This is a genomic window from Halomonas sp. RT37 (genome assembly GCF_040070525.1).
Classification (GTDB): domain Bacteria; phylum Pseudomonadota; class Gammaproteobacteria; order Pseudomonadales; family Halomonadaceae; genus Halomonas; species Halomonas litopenaei.
Genome location: NZ_CP098827.1, coordinates 1,830,780 through 1,849,475, shown reverse-complemented (window position 1 = coordinate 1,849,475; position 18,696 = coordinate 1,830,780). Strand labels below are relative to the sequence as shown.

General features: G+C 66.1%; 15 protein-coding genes. 1 reads left to right on the top strand and 14 read right to left on the bottom strand.

The window, feature by feature from the left end:
* Positions 1 to 77 precede the first annotated feature (77 nt).
* Genes mazG through cysM form a run of 4 tightly spaced genes read right to left on the bottom strand, consistent with a single transcriptional unit; the run spans position 78 to position 5,568 of the window.
* Positions 78 to 968, bottom strand: a complete 891-nt coding sequence (gene mazG, locus NFG58_RS08060; protein WP_222516990.1) for a nucleoside triphosphate pyrophosphohydrolase — start codon at positions 966 to 968, stop codon at positions 78 to 80.
* A complete protein-coding gene (gene relA / locus NFG58_RS08055) occupies positions 965 to 3,223 on the bottom strand; it encodes a GTP diphosphokinase (RefSeq protein ID WP_348827917.1) in 2,259 nt (752 codons plus the stop codon). Before relA ends, mazG begins: the two co-directional genes overlap by 4 nt.
* Positions 3,216 to 4,670, bottom strand: coding sequence for a TRAM domain-containing protein (locus NFG58_RS08050; protein WP_348827916.1), 1,455 nt, complete (start codon positions 4,668 to 4,670; stop codon positions 3,216 to 3,218). The genes relA and NFG58_RS08050 overlap by 8 nt, the downstream gene beginning before the upstream one ends.
* A 1-nt stretch (position 4,671) precedes the next feature.
* Positions 4,672 to 5,568: a cysteine synthase CysM gene (gene cysM, locus NFG58_RS08045; protein ID WP_108132706.1), complete on the bottom strand. Its 897-nt coding sequence runs from the start codon at positions 5,566 to 5,568 to the stop codon at positions 4,672 to 4,674.
* Between the two features lie 170 nt (positions 5,569 to 5,738).
* On the opposite strand from cysM, the gene NFG58_RS08040 reads away from it, so the two are divergent.
* Positions 5,739 to 8,624, top strand: a complete 2,886-nt coding sequence (locus NFG58_RS08040; RefSeq protein ID WP_348827915.1) for an ATP-binding protein — start codon at positions 5,739 to 5,741, stop codon at positions 8,622 to 8,624.
* Between the two features lie 35 nt (positions 8,625 to 8,659).
* Here the strand turns inward: NFG58_RS08040 and acpS are convergent, their stop codons facing one another.
* From acpS to NFG58_RS07990, 10 genes are all read right to left on the bottom strand, one after another.
* Positions 8,660 to 9,040, bottom strand: a complete 381-nt coding sequence (acpS, locus tag NFG58_RS08035) for a holo-ACP synthase (protein WP_108132704.1) — start codon at positions 9,038 to 9,040, stop codon at positions 8,660 to 8,662.
* A gap of 84 nt (positions 9,041 to 9,124) precedes the next feature.
* Positions 9,125 to 9,928, bottom strand: coding sequence for a pyridoxine 5'-phosphate synthase (pdxJ, locus tag NFG58_RS08030; protein ID WP_108132703.1), 804 nt, complete (start codon positions 9,926 to 9,928; stop codon positions 9,125 to 9,127).
* A gap of 289 nt (positions 9,929 to 10,217) precedes the next feature.
* The gene (recO, locus tag NFG58_RS08025; protein WP_108132702.1) at positions 10,218 to 10,916 is read right to left on the bottom strand and encodes a DNA repair protein RecO; all 699 of its coding nucleotides are present in this window, start codon (positions 10,914 to 10,916) and stop codon (positions 10,218 to 10,220) included.
* 79 nt (positions 10,917 to 10,995) lie between these two features.
* Complete coding sequence (gene era, locus NFG58_RS08020; RefSeq protein ID WP_045993485.1) at positions 10,996 to 11,895, bottom strand: GTPase Era; 900 nt, start codon at positions 11,893 to 11,895, stop codon at positions 10,996 to 10,998.
* Entirely contained in the window at positions 11,892 to 12,581 is a 690-nt protein-coding gene (rnc, locus tag NFG58_RS08015; protein ID WP_045993484.1) for a ribonuclease III, read from the bottom strand. Before rnc ends, era begins: the two co-directional genes overlap by 4 nt.
* A 57-nt stretch (positions 12,582 to 12,638) precedes the next feature.
* On the bottom strand, positions 12,639 to 13,442 hold the full coding sequence (gene lepB / locus NFG58_RS08010; protein ID WP_045993483.1) for a signal peptidase I: 804 nt from the start codon (positions 13,440 to 13,442) through the stop codon (positions 12,639 to 12,641).
* 93 nt (positions 13,443 to 13,535) lie between these two features.
* Complete coding sequence (lepA, locus tag NFG58_RS08005; RefSeq protein WP_045993482.1) at positions 13,536 to 15,353, bottom strand: translation elongation factor 4; 1,818 nt, start codon at positions 15,351 to 15,353, stop codon at positions 13,536 to 13,538.
* A 206-nt stretch (positions 15,354 to 15,559) separates the two neighbouring features.
* Complete coding sequence (locus NFG58_RS08000) at positions 15,560 to 16,981, bottom strand: DegQ family serine endoprotease (protein ID WP_222516985.1); 1,422 nt, start codon at positions 16,979 to 16,981, stop codon at positions 15,560 to 15,562.
* A gap of 181 nt (positions 16,982 to 17,162) precedes the next feature.
* Positions 17,163 to 17,588 (bottom strand): SoxR reducing system RseC family protein, encoded by a 426-nt coding sequence (locus NFG58_RS07995; RefSeq protein WP_348827914.1) that lies wholly within the window; start codon positions 17,586 to 17,588, stop codon positions 17,163 to 17,165.
* Positions 17,585 to 18,688 carry a MucB/RseB C-terminal domain-containing protein gene (locus NFG58_RS07990; RefSeq protein WP_181248640.1) on the bottom strand — a complete coding sequence of 368 codons (1,104 nt, stop codon included), beginning with the start codon at positions 18,686 to 18,688 and terminating at the stop codon, positions 17,585 to 17,587. Before NFG58_RS07990 ends, NFG58_RS07995 begins: the two co-directional genes overlap by 4 nt.
* Positions 18,689 to 18,696 lie beyond the last annotated feature (8 nt).

Genomic DNA, 18,696 nt, shown 5'->3' with positions numbered 1-18,696 from the left:
GTCTCCTTGGGTGTGGTGTCCAGCGGGTCCCGAGCGTGCGGCCCCGCCTTGTTATCGATAGGGTCTGGCCGGCCTCGTCAGTCCATGGTCGGATCGAACGGATCGGACGGCTCGGCGCGTTCGGCACGCTTGGCCTGCTGCCAGTGCTCTTCCATGCGCTCCAGCGAGGCCCGGCCGAGCGGCGTGTCCTGGGCTTCCAGGGACCGCTCCATATGGCGAAAGCGGCTCTCGAAGCGCTGATTGGTGCCTCTCAGGCAGGCTTCCGGGTCGACTCCCAGGGTGCGCGCCAGATTGACGGTGGCGAACAGCAGGTCGCCCACCTCGGTGGCGGCGTGGTCGCGATCCCCGGCCGACAGCGCCTCGCGAATCTCGCCCAGCTCCTCTTCGAGCTTGTCGAGCACCCCGTCGGTGTCCGGCCAGTCGAAGCCCACCCGGGCCGCGCGCTTGGACAGCTTGGCGGCGCGACTAAGCGCCGGCAGGGTCCGCGGCACGTCATCCAGCGCCGAGACAGAAACCACCGCCTCGGCCTCGCCCTGCTGCGGGCCGCTGCGCCCTTCCCGTTCCTCGGCCTTGAGCGCCTCCCAGCGGGAGTGGACCTGACGGGTCTCGACCTCGGCGGCACTGACGCCCTGGCGGCGGGATTCAAGGGTGCCGTCGGGAAACACGTGGGGATGGCGACGCAGCATCTTGTCGGTCAGCGTGTGCACCACGTCATGGAAATCGAAACGCCCTTCCTCGCTGCCGAACTGGCTGTAATAGACCACCTGGAACAACAGGTCGCCGAGCTCCCCCGGCAGCTCGTCGAAGGCGCGTCGCTCGATGGCGTCGGCGACCTCGTAGGCTTCCTCGAGGGTGTGGGGGACGATGGTGTCCCAGTGCTGCTTGACGTCCCAGGGGCAGCCCTGCTGGGGGTCCCGCAGCACCGCCATCAGGGTCAGCAGGTCATCGATGGAATAGCGCCGGCTCATGTGCGACGCCCTCCCTGACCGCGCTTGCGCTTGACCTCGATGATATTGGGCAGCTGCTGGATGCGGGAGAACAGCCGGCCCAGGGTCTCCAGGCCGTCCACCTCGGCGGTGATCGAGATGCGCGCGATGCCGTCGTCGGTGTTGGTCAGGGTGTTGACCGAGAGCACGTTGACCTTGTCCTGGCCGAGCACGGCGGTAACGTCTCGCAGCAGGCCGGAGCGGTCCCAGGCCTGGATCTCGATATCTACCGGGTACTGGCTGCTGGAGCGCTCGCCCCACTCCACCTCGATCACCCGCTGGGGCTCGTCGACCCTAAGCTGCAGGATGTTGGGGCAGTCCTGGCGATGGATCGACACGCCACGGCCCTGGGTAATGAAGCCGACGATCGGCTCGCCGGGGACCGGATGACAGCAGTTGGCCATGTTGGTCTTGAGGTTGCCGACGCCCAGCACGGTGATCTCGCCGTCCGGGGTCTTGGCCGGCTTCTGACGCGGCTTGGCCAGCAGCCGGTCTAGGTGCTCTTGCTCGTCGCTGTCGCCGAACAGCTGCTGGGCCTGGTGCAGCACCTGACCGATACGCAGGTCGCCGGCGCCAAGCGCGGCGTACATGTCGTCGGCATTGGCGTAGTTGACCTTCTGGGCCAGGGTGGCGAGGTCCATGTCGTGGACGTCGAGACGCTTCATCTCGCGCTCGAACAGCGCCTTGCCCTCTTCCAGGTTCTGGTCACGCGCCTGGTGCTTGAACCAGGACTGGATCTTGGCCCTGGCCCGGGAGGTGCGCACGAAGCCCAGGTTGGGGTTGAGCCAGTCACGGCTCGGGGCGCTCTTGTTGGCGGTCAGGATCTCGACCTGCTGACCGGTCTTGAGCTTGTAGGTCAGCGGCACGATGCGACCGTTGACCTTGGCGCCGCGACAACGGTGGCCCACCTCGGTGTGCACGCGGTAGGCGAAGTCGATGGGGGTGGCCACCCTGGGCAGGTCGATGACGTGACCGTCCGGGGTGAACACATAGATGCGATCCGGCGCCACGTCGCTGGTCAGGCCCTCGCGCAGGTCGCCGAATTCGCCGATCTCCTCGTGCCACTCGAGCACCTGACGCAGCCAGGCGATCTTTTCCTCGTAGCTGTCGCTGCGGGCATTGGTATCGTGGCCCTTGTAGCGCCAGTGGGCGCAGACCCCGAGTTCAGCCTCTTCATGCATGGCGAAGGTGCGGATCTGGATTTCCAGCACCTTGTTCTCGGGGCCGATGACCGCCGTATGCAGAGACTGGTAGCCATTCTTCTTGGGGTTGGCGATGTAGTCGTCGAACTCGTCGGGCACGGTGTGCCAGCGCGAGTGGACGATGCCGAGCATGGTGTAGCAGTCCTGCACCGTGGGCACCAGGATGCGCACCGCGCGTACGTCGTGGACCTGGGAGAAGTCGATGCGCTTGCGCTTCATCTTTCGCCAGATGGAGAAGATGTGCTTGGCCCGACCGTCCACCTGGAACTGGTGGATGCCCTGGGCCGACATCAGCGACTTCAGGGTCTCCACCACCTCCTGGATGTAGCGATCGCGATCCAGGCGCTTCTCGGCCAGCTGCCGGGCGACGGTCTTGTAGTCGTCCTCGTGGAGGTAGCGGAAGGACAGGTCCTCGAGCTCCCACTTGAGGTGGCCGATGCCCAGGCGGTGGGCCAGCGGAGCGTAGATGTCGAACACTTCGCGGGCGACCCGCACCTGCTTTTCGCGCGGGGCATCGCGGACCTGGCGCAGGGCGCAGGTGCGCTCGGCGATCTTGATCAACGCCACCCTGACGTCGTCGATCATGTTGACCAGCATCTTGCGCAGGTTGTCCTGCTGATCCTGCTGCTGCAGACCGGCGGTGGTGGCCTGGGTATTGCTGATTGCGGCCATCTGCAGCACGCCTTCGATCAGGCTCGCCACCTCGCGGCCGAAACGCTTGGCCACCTGCTCGGGCTTGATCAGGTTCTCACGCACCGCGCGATACAGCACGGCGGCTTCGATGGCGGTCTGATCCAGGCGCAGCTCACCGAGGATATCGGCCATCTCGAGGCCCATGCGAAAGCTCGAGCCGTCCTTCAACCAGGACTTGTGGGGCCGCTCGGAGGCCTGCTCCAGCGACTGCGCCAGCTGGCAGGCCTCGACCAGTTCACCGGCGTCGGCCAGCTTGACGTCGTCCTGCAGCCGCGCGACCCACTGATCGATATCGACCCGACCATCCGCGGTCAACGGCTGGTCTTCCCGCACTTTAACCATCTTTCCTGACTCCTTGGCGTGGCGACGGCCCCTGGCGTTCGAACAGTACCATCGACTCGAGGTGCGAGGTGTGCACGAACATGTCCGCCATGGCGACCCGTTGCAGACAATAACCCCCCTGCAACAAGTGTGCCGCATCGCGAGAAAGCGTGGCGGGATCACAGGCAATATACAAGACCCGGGACACCGTACTTTTGGCCAGTGCCCGGCACAGCGCCTCGGCCCCTTCGCGCGGTGGGTCCAGTACCACCACCTCGGCATCATGGGTACGCAACAGCCTCGCCACCTGCCCTTCGTCATGCAGGTTGCCCTGGAGGGCAGCGACGTCCAGATCCGCGCCCGCGGCGTTGTCGGCCAGGCGTGAGGTCATCTCCGGCGAGCCTTCCACCGCGCTCACCGCGTAGCCCGACGCCGCCAGCGGCAGGCTGAAATTGCCGATCCCGGCGAACAGATCCAGCAGGGGTTCATCGACCCGGCGAGGTGTCCCCAGCCAATCCAGCGCGGTCTCGATCATGCGCTGGTTGACCTGGGCGTTGGCCTGCAGGAAGTCGCTCGGTCCGACGCCGAGGCTGAGCGGGCCACGCGCCGACGGGACCGTCACCTGGAGTCCTCGGGGCGGGGTCACCAGCCACTCGAAGCGCACCTGTTCACGGCCTGCCAGCACGCCGACGGCGATGCCTCGCTCATCGGCCCATGCACGCCAGCGAGCCAGGTCCGCGGGTTGCTCGCGCAGTTGGCGGATCACCAGGGTCACCTGGCCGTCGCTGGCCAGCAGTTCCAGATGGCCGACCTGGCGTGGCGCCTCGAGGCTCGCCAGCTGCTGGTGCAACGGTGCCAGCAGCGACGACAGCTCCGGCACCAGAACGGTGCAGCTCTCCACCGATACCAGCCGGTGACTGCGCCTGGCGCGAAAGCCCAGATGGATGCCGCCGTCGGCATCGACCCTGACGCCCAGGCGCGCACGGCGGCGATAGGCGACGTCATCACTGGCCAGCACCTCGATGCGTTCGAGGTCGACCTCGACGCCCTGACGGGCCAGCAGCTCCGACAGTACGACGGCCTTGTGACGACGCTGGGCGTCGAGTTCCAGATGCTGCAGATCACAGCCGCCACAGCGCTCGATGTAGGGACAGGGCGGCGTCACCCGGGTCGGCGCGGCCTCGATCAGCTCACGCAGGTGGGCCTCGTCGTAGCGCTTGCGGGTGCGATGCACCGCCACCCTGACCCGCTCGCCGGGCAAGGCCCCCTCGACAAACAGGGTCTTGCCGGCGGGCGAACGGGCAATCCCGCGGCCATCGTGGGACAGCCCCTGAATCTCGAGCACGTCGGGCAGCTCATCGGACGTGTCGGTCTGGTAGGCCCGGCGAGTGTCCGACGGGCGCTTGTGAGCAAGCCCCGAGACACCGGAGCGCTGACGCGGCGGACGGCGTTTTCCCAGTCCAGCCACCTCAGGACTCCGGCGCCAGCAGACCGGTGGAGAGATAACGGTCCCCCCGGTCGCAGACGATGAACACGATCACCGCGTTCTCGACCTCTTCGGCCACCCTGAGCGCCCCGGCCAGGGCGCCTCCCGAGGACACCCCCGCCAGGATTCCTTCTTCCCGGGCCAGTCGGCGCATGTGCTCTTCGGCCTCGTACTGGCCGATGTCCAGTACCCGATCGACCCGCTGGGGTTCGAAGATCTTCGGCAGGTAGGCCTCGGGCCAGCGACGAATCCCGGCGATGCTGGCGCCGTCCTCGGGCTGCAGGCCGATGATCTCGATGTCGCCGCGCTGCTCCTTCAGGTAACGCGACACCCCCATGATGGTGCCGGTGGTCCCCATGGAGCTGACGAAGTGGGTGATCCGACCGTCGGTCTGCTGCCACAGCTCGGGGCCGGTGGTGCGATAGTGACCCAGCGGGTTGTCGGGATTGGCGAACTGGTCCAGCGACTTGCCCTCGCCTCGGGCGACCATGGTATCGGCCAGGTCCCGGGCCTCTTCCATGCCGCCTTCCTTGCTGACCTCGATCAGCCTGGCACCGTAGGCCGCCATGGCCTGCTTGCGCTCGCTGGAGGCGTTCTCAGGCATGATCAGCACCATGCGATAGCCCTTCATCGCCGCGACCATGGCCAGGGCGATGCCGGTATTGCCGGACGTTGCCTCGATCAGGGTGTCGCCGGGGGCGATCTCGCCGCGCTTTTCGGCCTCGTCGAACATCGACAGGGCCGGCCGATCCTTGACCGAGCCCGCCGGATTGTCACCCTCGAGCTTTGCCAGCAGCACATTGTTGCGCCCGGCGCCGATGCGCTTGAGGCGGACCAGCGGGGTCTTGCCGACCAGCTGGTCGAGGTAGGGGAATTCCATAAGACTTTCCTTGTAACGTCATCTGACGCCATTATATCGACGCCCCTCGCCACTGGACAGGCATGGTCCCATGGGGTGACATGGAGACGTACGAGGCGGCGGTGGCCGCTCTTCGTCCGCGCCTATTCCCGGCCAGGAACGCAGCGCCTATGAGTTTGAGAACACGGTTGATGCTAGCCCTCGTGGGGCTGCCGCTGCTGCTGCTGGGGCTGGCGATCAGCCTCGCCTTGTATCAGGACCATGGCCTGCGCGAGGCCGCCATGGAAGAAAACCTCTCTACCGCCACGCGGCTGGTGGCACCGGAGATGGGCGAAGCCCTGTCGCTGGACGATATCGCCGGCGTTCAGGCGGCTGCCAATCGCCTGATGGATATCCCCAGCGTCCGTGCCCTGCGCCTGGTGCAGCAGGATCAGGTGGTGCTTGAACTCGGTCGACTGCGGGCCGAAGCCCTGAACGTCGAGGCTCCCGGCCAGGGGCTGTTGACCCAGCACTATCGCCAGTGGGTATTGACGACGCCGATCAATGCCGTGGACGGCGCCTACCTGATCCTCGATATCGACGCCTCGCTGCTGCTGCTCGCCACCTACAGCGATATCGCCAGGGGCGCCATGATCCTGCTGGTCTGCGGCCTTCTGCTGTTTCTGGTGGCCTTCACCCTGGGCCGCCGCCTGACCCAGCCGCTGGATGACATCGCCCACCTGCTCGACCAGCTCGCCACCGGCCGCCAGCCCCACCACCTGCCGCTGGACCACCCGCTGGAGCTGGCCGAGCTGGGGCGCCGGGTCAACGCCCTGATCGACCACCAGGCGCGGGCGCGCGAAGACCTGCAGCAGCAGATCGAACACGCCACCTCGGAACTTCAGGAGTCCATGGAGACCATCGAGGTGCAAAACATCGAGCTCGACATGGCCCATCGCCAGGCGGTGGAGGCCAACCGGGTCAAGTCAGAGTTTCTGGCCAACATGAGCCATGAGATCCGCACGCCGCTCAACGGCATCATCGGCTTCTGCCGGCTGCTGGGGCGCTCGTCGCTGGACCCGCGTCAGCGCGAGTGGCTCGACCAGGTGCAACGGGCCTGCGACAACCTGATGTCGCTGGTCAACGATGTGCTCGACTTCTCCAAGCTGGAAGCCGGTCGTCTGGTGCTGGAACAGGTGCCGGTGGACCTCCAGTCGCTGGTCGACGAGGTGCTGGGGCTGCAGGCGCCACTGGCCCAGCAGAAGGGCCTGCAGCTGCTCAGCCTGATCTATGACGACGTACCGGCGGAAATCACCGGTGATCCGCTGCGACTGCGCCAGATCATCACCAACCTGGTCAACAATGCCATCAAGTTCACCGACCGCGGCGAGATCATCGTGCGGGTCATGGTCGAACAGTCCCGTCACGAGCGCTTCACCCTGCGCATCAGCGTCAGCGATACCGGCATCGGCCTCAGTGACAGCCAGCAGCGTCGACTGTTCCAGGCCTTCCGCCAGGCCACCGCCGGACACAGTCGCCAGTACGGCGGCACCGGCCTGGGGCTGGCCATCTCGCGGCAACTGATCGAGCAGATGGGCGGCACCATCGGCGTGGACAGCACCCTCGACCACGGCTCCACCTTCCACTTCACCCTGCCCCTGACCAGCACCGCAAGCCAGGTGCGTGCGCCCGAACTGGCGCTCGACCAGGCCTCGATCTTTGTCGAGGAACCCCACGGCCCCACCCGCAGGGCCCTTTTGCATATGCTCGAACAGTGGGACGCCCGGGTTGTGGCGAGCCCTCAGCAGGCCGCGCTGGCACTGGAAGCCATCGCCATCGAGGAGCTCGAAGAGGGCCGCATCGGCGAGCTGCGCACACGACTCAGGCAGCGCAACTGCCCCACCCTGCTGTTGATCAATGCAGGACTTCCGGATGTGCCCGGACTGGGTCTGCCCGATGGCTCGAGCGTACTGTCCAAGCCGTTGGCTCGCCAGACCCTGGCGGAAGCGGTGGAGGGCGCCCTCGCCGGTACTCGCCACAGGCCGAGCCTGCCTGCGCCGACGTCCCCGCCGGCGCTACCGTCTCGCCAGCCCTATGTGCCCGACGAGACGTCGACAGCGGCCCCGGCTGCACCGCCCCAGTGGAACAACTCACAGACCCCGCCGCCTTCGCCGGACACGCAAACCTCTATGGCCAGCCTGCTGATCGTCGATGACAGTGAGACCAACCGCCTGCTGCTGCGAGAACTGGTGGAAGGCCCCGAGCGTCGCGTGACCCTGGCCACCAGTGGGGAAGAAGCCCTGGCGCTGGCCCAGCAGCAGCTCTATGACATGGTACTGATGGATATTCGCATGGGTGGCATGGATGGTGTGGAGACGACCCAGGCGATCCGCCAACTCAGCCCCGCCTGGGCGAAGCGACCGATCATCGCGGTGACCGCCCACGTGCTGGAACACCAGCGCCGAGCGCTTCTGCAAAGCGGCATGGACGATGTGCTGATCAAGCCACTCGACACCGAGTGCCTCGACCGCCTGCTTAGAGAAAGGCTGGGCAGCGGCCTGACGGAGACGACCCCGGCGCCAAACTCGCCGGTCTCCGACAAGTATCGACAGGACGCCGGTGACGCTGATGACTCGGTCGAGCCGGCCGTCCGAGACCAGGCCCATGGCAAGGAGCAAGGCAAGGAGCAAGGCAAGGACCAGGACCAGACCCGTCACAACAGCGATGACCAGGGCAACGATCTGCCCGACATCGACATCGCCCTGGGCACCCGCCTGGCGGGTGGGCGCGAAGCGCTGGCCAGGCAATTGCTGGCGAGCCTGGGGGCATCGCTGGACGAGACCCGTCGAGAGATCGAGGCGGCGCTGGCGGCCGAGGACGAAGAGGCCCTGCTCGATAGCATCCACGCCCTCAACGGCGCCTGCCGCTACTGCGGTGTACCGCGCATGGCGCTGCTGGTGGAAACCCTCGAGACCCGACTTCGCTCACGCGGGATCGACGGGGTTCGTCCGCTGCTGCCCACCCTGGAGCAGGCCATGACCCAGGTCGAGCGCTGGCAGCAGGACAGCGGAGAAACCCCACTGAAGGGACCGGTTTAGCCGACGCGGGCAACTGTCGCGCCCCCCTGCAGCGCTCAACGCCTTTCGAGCACCACGAAGGCCAGTGCCACATCGCTCTCGTCGCTGAGACTCAGGTGACAGGCGCCGACGCCCGCCTGGTCGGCCAGACGTAGCGCTTCCCCCGAGACCACCAGCTCCGGCCGCCCCAGGGGATCATTGACCACCTGTATCTCGGTCCAGCGCATGCCATGGCGAAGACCGGTGCCCAGTGCCTTGAGCCAGGCCTCCTTGGCGGCGAAGCGCTTGGCCAGAAAGGCCGAAGGCCGTGGCGCCTCGGTGTAGCGCTCGGCTTCCAGCGGCCCCAGGATGCGCTCGGCGAAGCGCGCGCCATGGCGCGCAATGGCCGCATCGAAGCGTTCGATCCGCGCGATGTCGGTGCCGATGCCGAGGATCATGCCAGGGCTCCGACAGACCCGGTATTCCCGGGCAAGGTCCCGACAGACAGACCTCCTCGAGCCGGCGCTGACATCGGCGACACTTCAGTGCTGATGGTCGTGCTCATGCTCGTGCTCTTGCTCAAATTCGTCGATGGCCGCGACCAGCCCCGCCTCGTAGCCGGCCAGCATCAGTCGCTTCATCTCCGCCACCGCCTCCTTGAGGCCGACGAACAGCGCCCGGGCGATGATGGCGTGACCGATATTGAGCTCGTTGAGGCCGGGGATGGCGGCGATGGCCTCGACGTTGTGGTAGTGCAGGCCGTGACCGGCGTTGACGATCAGATCGAGTTCGACGCCCATTTCGGCGGCGGCCACGATGCGCTGGTACTCGCGAGCCCGATCGCTGTCGTTATCGGCCTCGGCGAAGGCGCCGGTGTGCAGCTCGATGGCCGGAGCACCGGCGCGCCTGGCGCTGGCGATCTGATCCGGATCGGGATCGATGAACAACGATACCTCTGCCCCCACGGCGGCCAGTCGGCGACAGGCGGCTTCGATGGCGTCGAACTGGCCGACCACGTCCAGGCCACCTTCGGTGGTCAGCTCCTCACGCTTCTCCGGCACCAGACAAACGTGGGCCGGACGTACCTCTTCGGCCAGCGCCAGCATCTCCTCGGTCACGGCCATCTCGAGATTCATGCGGGTGTTGAGAACCTCGGCCAGCAGGCGCACGTCGCGTTCCTGGATATGACGGCGGTCTTCCCGCAGATGGACGGTGATGCCATCGGCGCCGGCTTCTTCGGCGACCAGGGCCGCCTGAATCGGGTCGGGATAGCGGGTACCGCGGGCCTGGCGCAGGGTCGCGATATGGTCGATGTTGACGCCGAGCAGCAGTCGAGGGGGATGCATCAAGGTTCTCCGTCATGGGGATGAAAGACGAGCCCTATGGTAGCACCGCCGACAGGCCGGCGGTCACCCGCGGCCAGGCGATATCAGCGCGCTGAAGCGTCAGCGAGACTGGCGGCGACGCTCGGCCATGGCGACCATCAGCGCACGGGAGCGCAGCGGACGGTCGCCCAGCAGCGGTGCCAGGGCGACAAGGGTCAGCGCGCCTGGCGGCGACGCTCGGCCATAGCGACCATCAGCGCACGGGAGCGCAGCGGACGGTCGCCCAGCAGCGGCGCCAGGGCGACAAGGGTCAGCGCGCCTGGCGGCGCCGCTCGGCCATGGCAACCATCAGCGCACGGGAGCGCAGCGGCCGGTCGCCCAGCAGCGGCGCCAGGGCCGCACGCGATAGCGCCTTGGCCGGCCCCGCGAGCCCGGCCTCGCCCCAGTCGGCCCCGGCCAGCAGGCGCAGGGTGCGCCCGTCGATGCCGCGCTCTGCGACGACAAAGGCCCGACTGCCGGGCTCGAAGCGGTAGCGCCGCTGGGGATCCAGGCCGCCACCGTCGGGCGTGGTGAAACGCGGCGCGGCGTCCAGCGCATCGAGTAGCGCAAATTCGAGCCGACGCAGGGCCGCAGCGCGGGAGGCCGGCGTCGCCAACTCGTCCAGCGCCGAGGTGTAGAAGGCGAACACCTGCCCCACCGGCAACTCCACCGGCAGCAGGCGGGTCAGCAATTCGTTGGCGTAGAGACCGCACAGCAGCCCCTCGCCGGCGAGCATCGCCGCCGGGCCACGGGACTCGATCAATCGCAGCCGCTTGAGCTCGCGATCGCCCTGCCAGGTCAGGTGCAGGGGCGCGAACGGCTGCATCTGACTGCGCGAGCGACTACCGGGACGCTGCACGCCCTGGGCCACGGCGCGCACACGCCCGTGGTCCAGGGTCAGCAGTTCGACCAATGCACTGGTCTCGCGGTAGGGACGCTTGTGGAGCAGAAAGGCGGGCTGGGGCTGCATGGGGATCCCGACGTCGGGGCAACAGGATCACAACAGGACCATCGTCGTCGATGATCCTGCCGGGGCGCGGGGGAACGGCTCAGTCGAGGTCGTAGCCGAGGCTCTTGAGGGCGCGTTCGTCGTCGGACCAGCCACGCTTGACCTTGACCCACAGGTTGAGCATAACCTTCTTGTCCAGCGCCCGCTCCATATCCAGGCGTGCCTCGCGGCCGATCTTCTTGATGCGATCGCCGCTGTCGCCGATCAGGATCTTCTTCTGGCCCTGACGTTCGACCAGGATCAGCGCGCTGATGTGCACCACCCGGGCCTCGTCACGAAACTCCTCGATCTCGACGGTCATCTGATAAGGCAGCTCGTCGCCGAGCTGGCGCATGACCTTCTCGCGTACCATTTCGGCAGCCAGAAAACGCATGCTCTTGTCGGTGACCTGATCTTCCGGGAAGAAGTGGATCCCCTCGGGCAGGTGCTTGTCGATCTCGGCCTCGAGCTCCGGCACATTGGTGCCGTGCTGGGCGGCGATCGGCACCACCGCGGCGAACTCGCGCTTGTTGCCGAGCTCGGCCAACCACGGCAGCAGGGTGGCCTTGTCCTGCAGGCGGTCCACCTTGTTGACCGCCAGGATCACCGGCGCCTCGACGTTGGCCAGGCGGTCCAGCACGATCTGGTCCTCCTCGGTCCAGCGGGTGCGGTCGACCAGAAAGACCACGCAGTCCACGTCCCGCAGGGCCTGCACCGCCGCCTGGTTCATGAAGCGGTTGATCGCCTTGTTGCGGTCCTTGCCGAGGATATGGATACCCGGGGTGTCGACGAAGATGGCCTGAGCGTCGCCTTCGGTCTTGATCCCCAGCACCTGGTGGCGGGTGGTCTGCGGCCGCCGCGAGGTGATCGAGATCTTCTGTCCGAGAATACGGTTCATCAGGGTGGACTTGCCGACGTTGGGACGGCCGACAATGGCCACGAATCCACAGGTCTGACTCATGCGCTGACTCCCTTGGGATCGAGGCGTTGCAGGGCGCTTTCGGCGGCCATCTGTTCGGCGTGGCGGCGGCTGGCGCCGGTGCCGACGGTGTGTTCGTCGAGCATCTCGACATGGCACTCCACGGTAAAGGTCTGGGCGTGGGCCTCGCCTTCCACCGAGGTCACCTCGTAGCGAGGCAGCGGTGCCTGACGGGACTGCAGAAACTCCTGCAGGCGGGTCTTGGGGTCCTTCTGGGACTGCTTGAGGTCGATGCGCGCCAGGCGCTCCTCGAACCAGGCCAGCACCCGCGTGCGTACCGCGTCCATACCGGCGTCCAGGTAGATGGCACCGATCACCGCCTCGACGGCGTCGGCGAGGATCGATTCACGCCGATGGCCGCCACTTTTCATCTCGCCGGAACCCAGGCGCAGGCATTCGCCAAAGCGCATCTCCCGGGCCAGCTCCGCCAGGGTCTGGCCCTTGACCAGGCGCGCCCTCAGGCGCGAAAGCTGGCCTTCACGGGCCTCGGGAAAGCGCTCGAACAGCGCCTCGGCGATGACAAAGTTGACGATCGAGTCACCCAGAAACTCGAGGCGTTCGTTGTTGCGCCCACCGAAGCTGCGGTGGGTCATGGCCAGTTCCAGCAGACTCGCGTCCTGGAATTCATGGCCGATGCGGCGACTGAAGGGGGTCAGGGAATTGCTCACGACGCTCCTGTTAACTCTTTGTGCTGGCGATGGAAGAACCAAGCGGCGTTGAAGCGATCACGGGATCGTCCTCACGCTGGAAAAGCTCGGCAGTCCACCGTCCCAATGCATCCATACCGCGAAGGCCTTGCCGACGATGTTGGCTTCCGGGATAAAGCCCCAGTAGCGGCTGTCATTGGAGTGGTCCCGGTTGTCGCCCATGGCGAAGTACATGCCCTCGGGCACCACGACGTCGTGGACCAGCGGGCCGCGATCGCGGGGATTATTGTAGATCTGATGCTGATGTTCGCCCAATTGCTCGGAGAACAGCAGCTCACCTGGCGCGCTCTCCGGAGCGTCGTCGAGCAGCGTCTTGGGCACCGGCTCGCCGTTGACGTAGAGCTGTTTGTCGACGTAGCGCAGGGTATCGCCGGGCAGCGCCACCACGCGCTTGATGAAATTCACCGCCGGGTCCTGGGGATAGCGGAAGACCATGACGTCACCCCGCTCCGGCTCGTTCAGATCGAGGATCTTGGTGTTGGCCACCGGCAGCCTCAGGCCATAGGTGAACTTGTTGACCAGGATGAAATCCCCGACCTCCAACGTCGGGCGCATGGAGCCTGACGGAATCTGAAACGGCTCCACCACGAAGCTTCTGAGCACCAGCACCACCAGCAGCACCGGAAAGAACGACTTGGCGTAGTCGACCGGCCAGGGGTCCTTGCGCGAAAGCTCCCGAGCGGACAGATCCACGCCTTCGGTGGTGCCGGTTTCGGCAGCTGCGGTGACGGCTTGACGCCGGGGGCGCCACCAGACCAGGTCGAGCAGCCAGATCAGACCGGTGACGGCGACCGCGATCACCAGCAGCAGGGAGAAGTCCATATCAGTGTTTCCAGGTGGCTTGTAAGTCGGTATCTGAGGGAGGGGCAAGCCGTCCCGGCGTCACACCGGGACGGATCGACCGCCGCTGGGGCATCAGTCGTTCACCTTGAGCACGGCGAGGAAGGCGTCCTGAGGGATCTCCACGCGACCGACCTGCTTCATGCGCTTCTTGCCGGCCTTCTGCTTCTCGAGCAGCTTCTTCTTGCGGGTCATGTCGCCGCCGTAGCACTTGGCGGTCACGTTCTTGCGCAGCGCCTTGACCGTGGAACGGGCCACGACCTGGCCACCGATGGCGGCCTGGATCGCCACGTCGAACATCTGACGCGGGATCAGCTCTTTCATCTTCTCGACCAGCACACGACCACGGCTGTGGGCGTGATCGCGATGGATGATCACCGCCAGGGCATCGACCCGGTCGCCGTTGATCAGCACGTCGAGGCGTACCAGCTTGGCCGCCTCGAAGCGCTCGAAGTTGTACTCGAGCGAAGCATAGCCCTTGGAGATGGACTTGAGCCGGTCGAAGAAGTCCATGACGACTTCGCTCATCGGCAATTCGTAGGTCAGCTGGATCTGGCTACCCAGGAACAGCATGTCCTTCTGGGTGCCGCGACGCAGCTCGCACTCGCTGATGACGTTGCCGACAAATTCCTGGGGCACCAGGATGCTGGCGCGCACGATGGGCTCGCGCATCTCCTCGACGTCGGCCATGTCCGGAAGCTTGGACGGGTTCGAGACGTAGCTGACGTCACCGTTCTTCATCGCCAGTTCGTAGACCACCGTCGGCGCGGTGGTCAACAGGTCCAGGTCGTACTCGCGTTCCAGACGCTCCTGCACGATCTCCATGTGCAGGGTGCCGAGGAAGCCGACGCGGAAACCGAAGCCCAGGGCGTCGGAGTTTTCCGGCTCGTAGTCCAGCGAAGCGTCGTTGAGCGCCAGCTTCTCGAGCGCATCGCGGAAGTCTTCGTAGTCGTCGGCGCTGACCGGGAACATGCCGGCGTAGACCTGGGGCTTGACCTTCTGGAAGCCCGGCAGGCGCTTGACGTCCGGCGTCTTGGCGTGGGAGATGGTATCCCCCACCGGAGCCCCCTGAATGTCCTTGATACCGGCCACCACGAAGCCCACTTCACCGGCGCGCAGGATGTCGGTCTCCTTGCGCAGCGGGGTGAAGATGCCGACCTCGTTGGCCTGCCAGTCACGTCCGGTGGACAGGATGCGAATCTTGTCGCCCTTCTTGAGCACGCCGTCGAAGATCCGTACCAGCGATACCACGCCCAGGTAGTTGTCGAACCAGGAGTCGATGATCAGCGCCTGCAGCGGCTTTTCGGGGTCGCCCTTGGGCGGCGGAATATCGCGCACCAGCCGCTCGAGCAGCGCATCGATGCCCAGACCGCTCTTGGCCGACACCTGACAGGCGTCGGTGGCGTCGAGACCGATGATCTCCTCGACCTCGTGGGCGACCTTGTCGGGGTCGGCCTGGGGCAGGTCCATCTTGTTGAGCACCGGCAACACTTCTAGCCCCTGCTCGATGGCGGTGTAGCAGTTGGCCACCGACTGGGCCTCGACACCTTGGGCGGCGTCCACGACCAGCAGTGCGCCCTCGCAGGCATACAGCGAGCGCGACACCTCGTAGGAGAAGTCGACGTGCCCCGGGGTATCGATGAAGTTGAGCTGGTAGGTCTCACCATCGTTGGCGTGGTAGTCCAGCGTCACCGACTGGGCCTTGATGGTGATGCCGCGCTCGCGTTCCAGATCCATGGAGTCCAGCACCTGATCCTTGAGCTCGCGCTCTGACAGGCCACCGCAACTCTGGATCAGGCGATCGGCCAGGGTGGACTTGCCATGGTCGATGTGAGCGATGATCGAGAAGTTACGTATATTATTGATTACCTTGCGGTTATCAGGATCAGACATGCAGGATGATTCCATCTTGAGAACGCACCGGACAGCGACAGGCTCGCCCTGCCCCGATGACGCGGAAAAAAAAGTTGGCGCTATTGTACCGGCATCCCCTGCCCCGCGCATCCCAAGCCGTTGCGGCGGCTCGATTCGATATCACAGGACGACAACGCCCGAGGGCCATGGCGGCCCTCGGGCGTCGTCGGTCAGCGGGACGCGCCTCAGTCGTCGGCCAGGCGCAGCGCCACGAACAGCGAGCGGCCGTCACGGTACAGACGAACCGGCACCGCCTGATCGGCAGGCAGCTCACGCACCAGTTGGCTCAGCTGGCGACCGCTTTCCACCGCGACCTGGTTGACGCTGACGATGATATCGCCACGCCGGATACCGGAAGCCGCCGCCACGCCACGCGGGTCGACGTCGCTGACCCGCACGCCGGCGTCGATGCCGTACTTGTCACGCTCGGCGTCGGACAGCGACTGCACCGCCAGACCCAGGCGCGCCGGCGACGCGCTGCCGGACGACTGACCGCTGCCACCGGCCAGTTCCTCGGGCCAGTCGCCAACGGTGACGCTGAGGGTCTTGCGATCCCCGGCACGCAGCACGGTCAACTCGACCTCGCTATCCGGGGCGACACGACCGATCAACCGCGGCAGGTTGCTGGAGCGCTCCACCGTCTCGCCATTGACCGCGAGCACGATGTCACCGGCCTGGACGCCGTCACGCGCCGCCGGCCCGTCGGGATCGACGTCGGCGATCAGGGCACCCTCGGGGCGGTCCATGCCGAAGGACTCGGCCAGGTCCTTGGACACAGGCTGAATCATCACACCGAGCCAGCCCCGAGTGACGTGACCTTCGCTTCGCAACTGGTCGGCGATGTCCATGGCGACATTGATCGGAATGGCGAAGGACAGCCCCATGAAGCCACCGCTACGGGTGAAGATCTGGGAGTTGATGCCGATCACCTCGCCGTCGAGGTTGAACAGCGGTCCGCCGGAGTTACCCGGGTTGATCGCCACGTCGGTCTGGATGAAGGGCACATAGGCGTCACGCGGCAGGGTGCGGTTGATCGCCGAGATGATACCGGCGGTGACCGAGTGATCGAAGCCGAACGGCGAACCGATGGCGGCCACCCACTCCCCCACCTTGAGGTCGTCGGAGTCACCCAGGGATAGCGTCGGCAGATCGCTGGCATCGACCTTCAGTACCGCCACGTCGGTCTTCTCGTCGGCCCCGACCAGCTCGGCCTTGAGGTCACGACGGTCATTGAGGCGCACCATGATCTCGTCGGCGCCCTCCACCACGTGGGCGTTGGTCATGATGTAGCCGTCCGCGTCGATGACGAAGCCGGAACCCAGCGACTGACGTTCCTCGGTGCGACCACCGCCTCCGCCGGGCGGCACCGGGAAGCGATCACCGAAGAAATGACGGAAGATGTCGGGGATTTCCTGGCCACCGAAATCGCCGAAGGGCGTGGAGTAGCCCTCGGTGACCCGCGTCGTCGAGATGTTGACCACGCCGGGGGCGGCCTCTTCGACCAGTTCGGTAAAATCAGGAAGATCCCTGGCCAGACTGGATTGGGCGACAACCATTCCCACCACCAGCGTCATCCACATGGACAGGGTGCGAGTCATTGGCTTCATGCAAGGCTCCTGCGTAAGACTCAGATAGGACTCAGAGTGCATTTGACGCAACCTCGAGGGTCGCTTCTTGTAGTACCGTCACGCCGCCAAAAGGTTCAGTCATTAGCGGGCAAAATAACGCGACAAGGGCCCGTGAAGTGTTCGGGCAAAGGGCTATCACAACAGAGCTATCACAACGGGGCTAGAGCACCAAGGTCGGCCGATACGTCTCGGCGCGGCGGCGCAGATGCCGACGCAGCACCACGCCGCCAAGGGCCAGGCCCGCGATAAACACCAGCGGCAGCGACCAGTGATCCGGCGACTGGACGTTGACGGCAAGGGTCGCCCCCAGCGCCAGCCACAGCGGCAGGCCGTAGACCAGCACGCTGGCGCGCACCAGGCTCGTCCGGGACAGGGCCAGGGTCACCGTCTGCCCGATGGCAGGACGCTGCTCGGTATCGATCTCGAGCTCACGCCGATCGTCGCTCCTGCGCAGCAGCCAACGTGCCCCGCAGCCGCCCCGAGCAGCGCAGCGCCCGCAGCCGCCGGTTGCCGCCAGCGCTACCCTGACCCCGGCGGTCGTCCAACCCACCACTCGCGCCTCTGCGGTCGCGCAGTCGGTGCTCATGACGACGCTTCCTGGTGGACGTTGCTCGCTGCCTCAGGGCGCGCACCATCGCTCACACCCTGCGGCTGCCCCTCGGCCAGCTCAAGGGTTTCGGCCACCTTGACCAGCACGCTGGGGGGTAATTCGCCTACCGCCACCACCTGAAGCAACTGGCCTTCACGCTGCACTCGGCGCACCGCGGCGTGACTGGCGCCCAGTCGATGGACACCCGGCCTTAGTACCCGTGAACCCGCTACCGGTTCGACGAACAGGCTGATGGTCGACAGGCCATCGCTGTACAACTTGTGGCGGCGAGGCCCATCGCTGTCGGATGCCATCGCCATCAACGGCTGGGCAACAAAGCCGCGAGGCAGCCAGCCTGCGCGCCAGTCGAGCCTGGCCGAGGACGGCGGCCGGCGCAGCTCCACCTTGCCGTCGTAGCGTTCCGGCGGCGTCATCGCCACCAATTGGAAGGTATCCAGCACCTGGCCCCGCTCGTCGATCAGGGTGCGCTTCAAGGGAATGGCCGTCTCGCGGTCGAGCCAGATGCGATAGCCGTAGCGCATGGCGTCAAGCGGCAACAGTTCCAGACGGATCGCGTGACGATTGGCGATTCGCTCCTCGCCGTCGAAGCGCAGCCGATAGAAGCGTGACAGGTGCTCGACCAGCGCCTGGGGAGAGGCCGGCGCCGCCCCCTGGCTATCACCGAGTTCGAAGCGAAAGGCGCCCCCCTCTCGCAGCAGCGAGCGACTGGGGCCATCGAGGAAGTGGAGGCGATCGCGCTCGACGCCCTGCTGGATGTCGCGGGCCACCGACAGCGTCACCACCTCCTCATCGACGATGCGAACGGCGCGCGCCTGATACTGGTAGCAATGGGAAGCCCAGACACTGCGCTCGAACCAGTCTCCCGGAGACTCGGGGGGTGACAAGGCGGTCAAGGCGCTGCAGTCGTAGACGCTCTGGATACTATTCGGGTCAGCTACCGAGTCAGCTGAGGCCTCGGCGTCCGCCGTTACGGCGTCGACACCAGGGTCGGCAACGGCCTGGGCGGGAAGAGAAAGACAGACAAGGGAAAGCGTCAGCCAGCCGGCCAACGCTGCAAGCGACCCCTGATGTGGCATAGAAATCA

Bases quoted from the DNA above. Each gene is read 5' to 3' on its own strand.
- lepA (WP_045993482.1), bottom strand. From the start codon at position 15,353: ATGTCTGATCCTGATAACCGCAAGGTAATCAATAATATACGTAACTTC.
- NFG58_RS08040 (WP_348827915.1), top strand. From the start codon at position 5,739: ATGCTAGCCCTCGTGGGGCTGCCGCTGCTGCTGCTGGGGCTGGCGATC.
- NFG58_RS08000 (WP_222516985.1), bottom strand. From the start codon at position 16,981: ATGAAGCCAATGACTCGCACCCTGTCCATGTGGATGACGCTGGTGGTG.
- recO (WP_108132702.1), bottom strand. From the start codon at position 10,916: ATGCAGCCCCAGCCCGCCTTTCTGCTCCACAAGCGTCCCTACCGCGAG.
- lepB (WP_045993483.1), bottom strand. From the start codon at position 13,442: ATGGACTTCTCCCTGCTGCTGGTGATCGCGGTCGCCGTCACCGGTCTG.
- pdxJ (WP_108132703.1), bottom strand. From the start codon at position 9,928: ATGCATCCCCCTCGACTGCTGCTCGGCGTCAACATCGACCATATCGCG.
- mazG (WP_222516990.1), bottom strand. From the start codon at position 968: ATGAGCCGGCGCTATTCCATCGATGACCTGCTGACCCTGATGGCGGTG.
- cysM (WP_108132706.1), bottom strand. From the start codon at position 5,568: ATGGAATTCCCCTACCTCGACCAGCTGGTCGGCAAGACCCCGCTGGTC.
- NFG58_RS07995 (WP_348827914.1), bottom strand. From the start codon at position 17,588: ATGAGCACCGACTGCGCGACCGCAGAGGCGCGAGTGGTGGGTTGGACG.
- era (WP_045993485.1), bottom strand. From the start codon at position 11,895: ATGAGTCAGACCTGTGGATTCGTGGCCATTGTCGGCCGTCCCAACGTC.
- relA (WP_348827917.1), bottom strand. From the start codon at position 3,223: ATGGTTAAAGTGCGGGAAGACCAGCCGTTGACCGCGGATGGTCGGGTC.
- acpS (WP_108132704.1), bottom strand. From the start codon at position 9,040: ATGATCCTCGGCATCGGCACCGACATCGCGCGGATCGAACGCTTCGAT.
- NFG58_RS07990 (WP_181248640.1), bottom strand. From the start codon at position 18,688: ATGCCACATCAGGGGTCGCTTGCAGCGTTGGCCGGCTGGCTGACGCTT.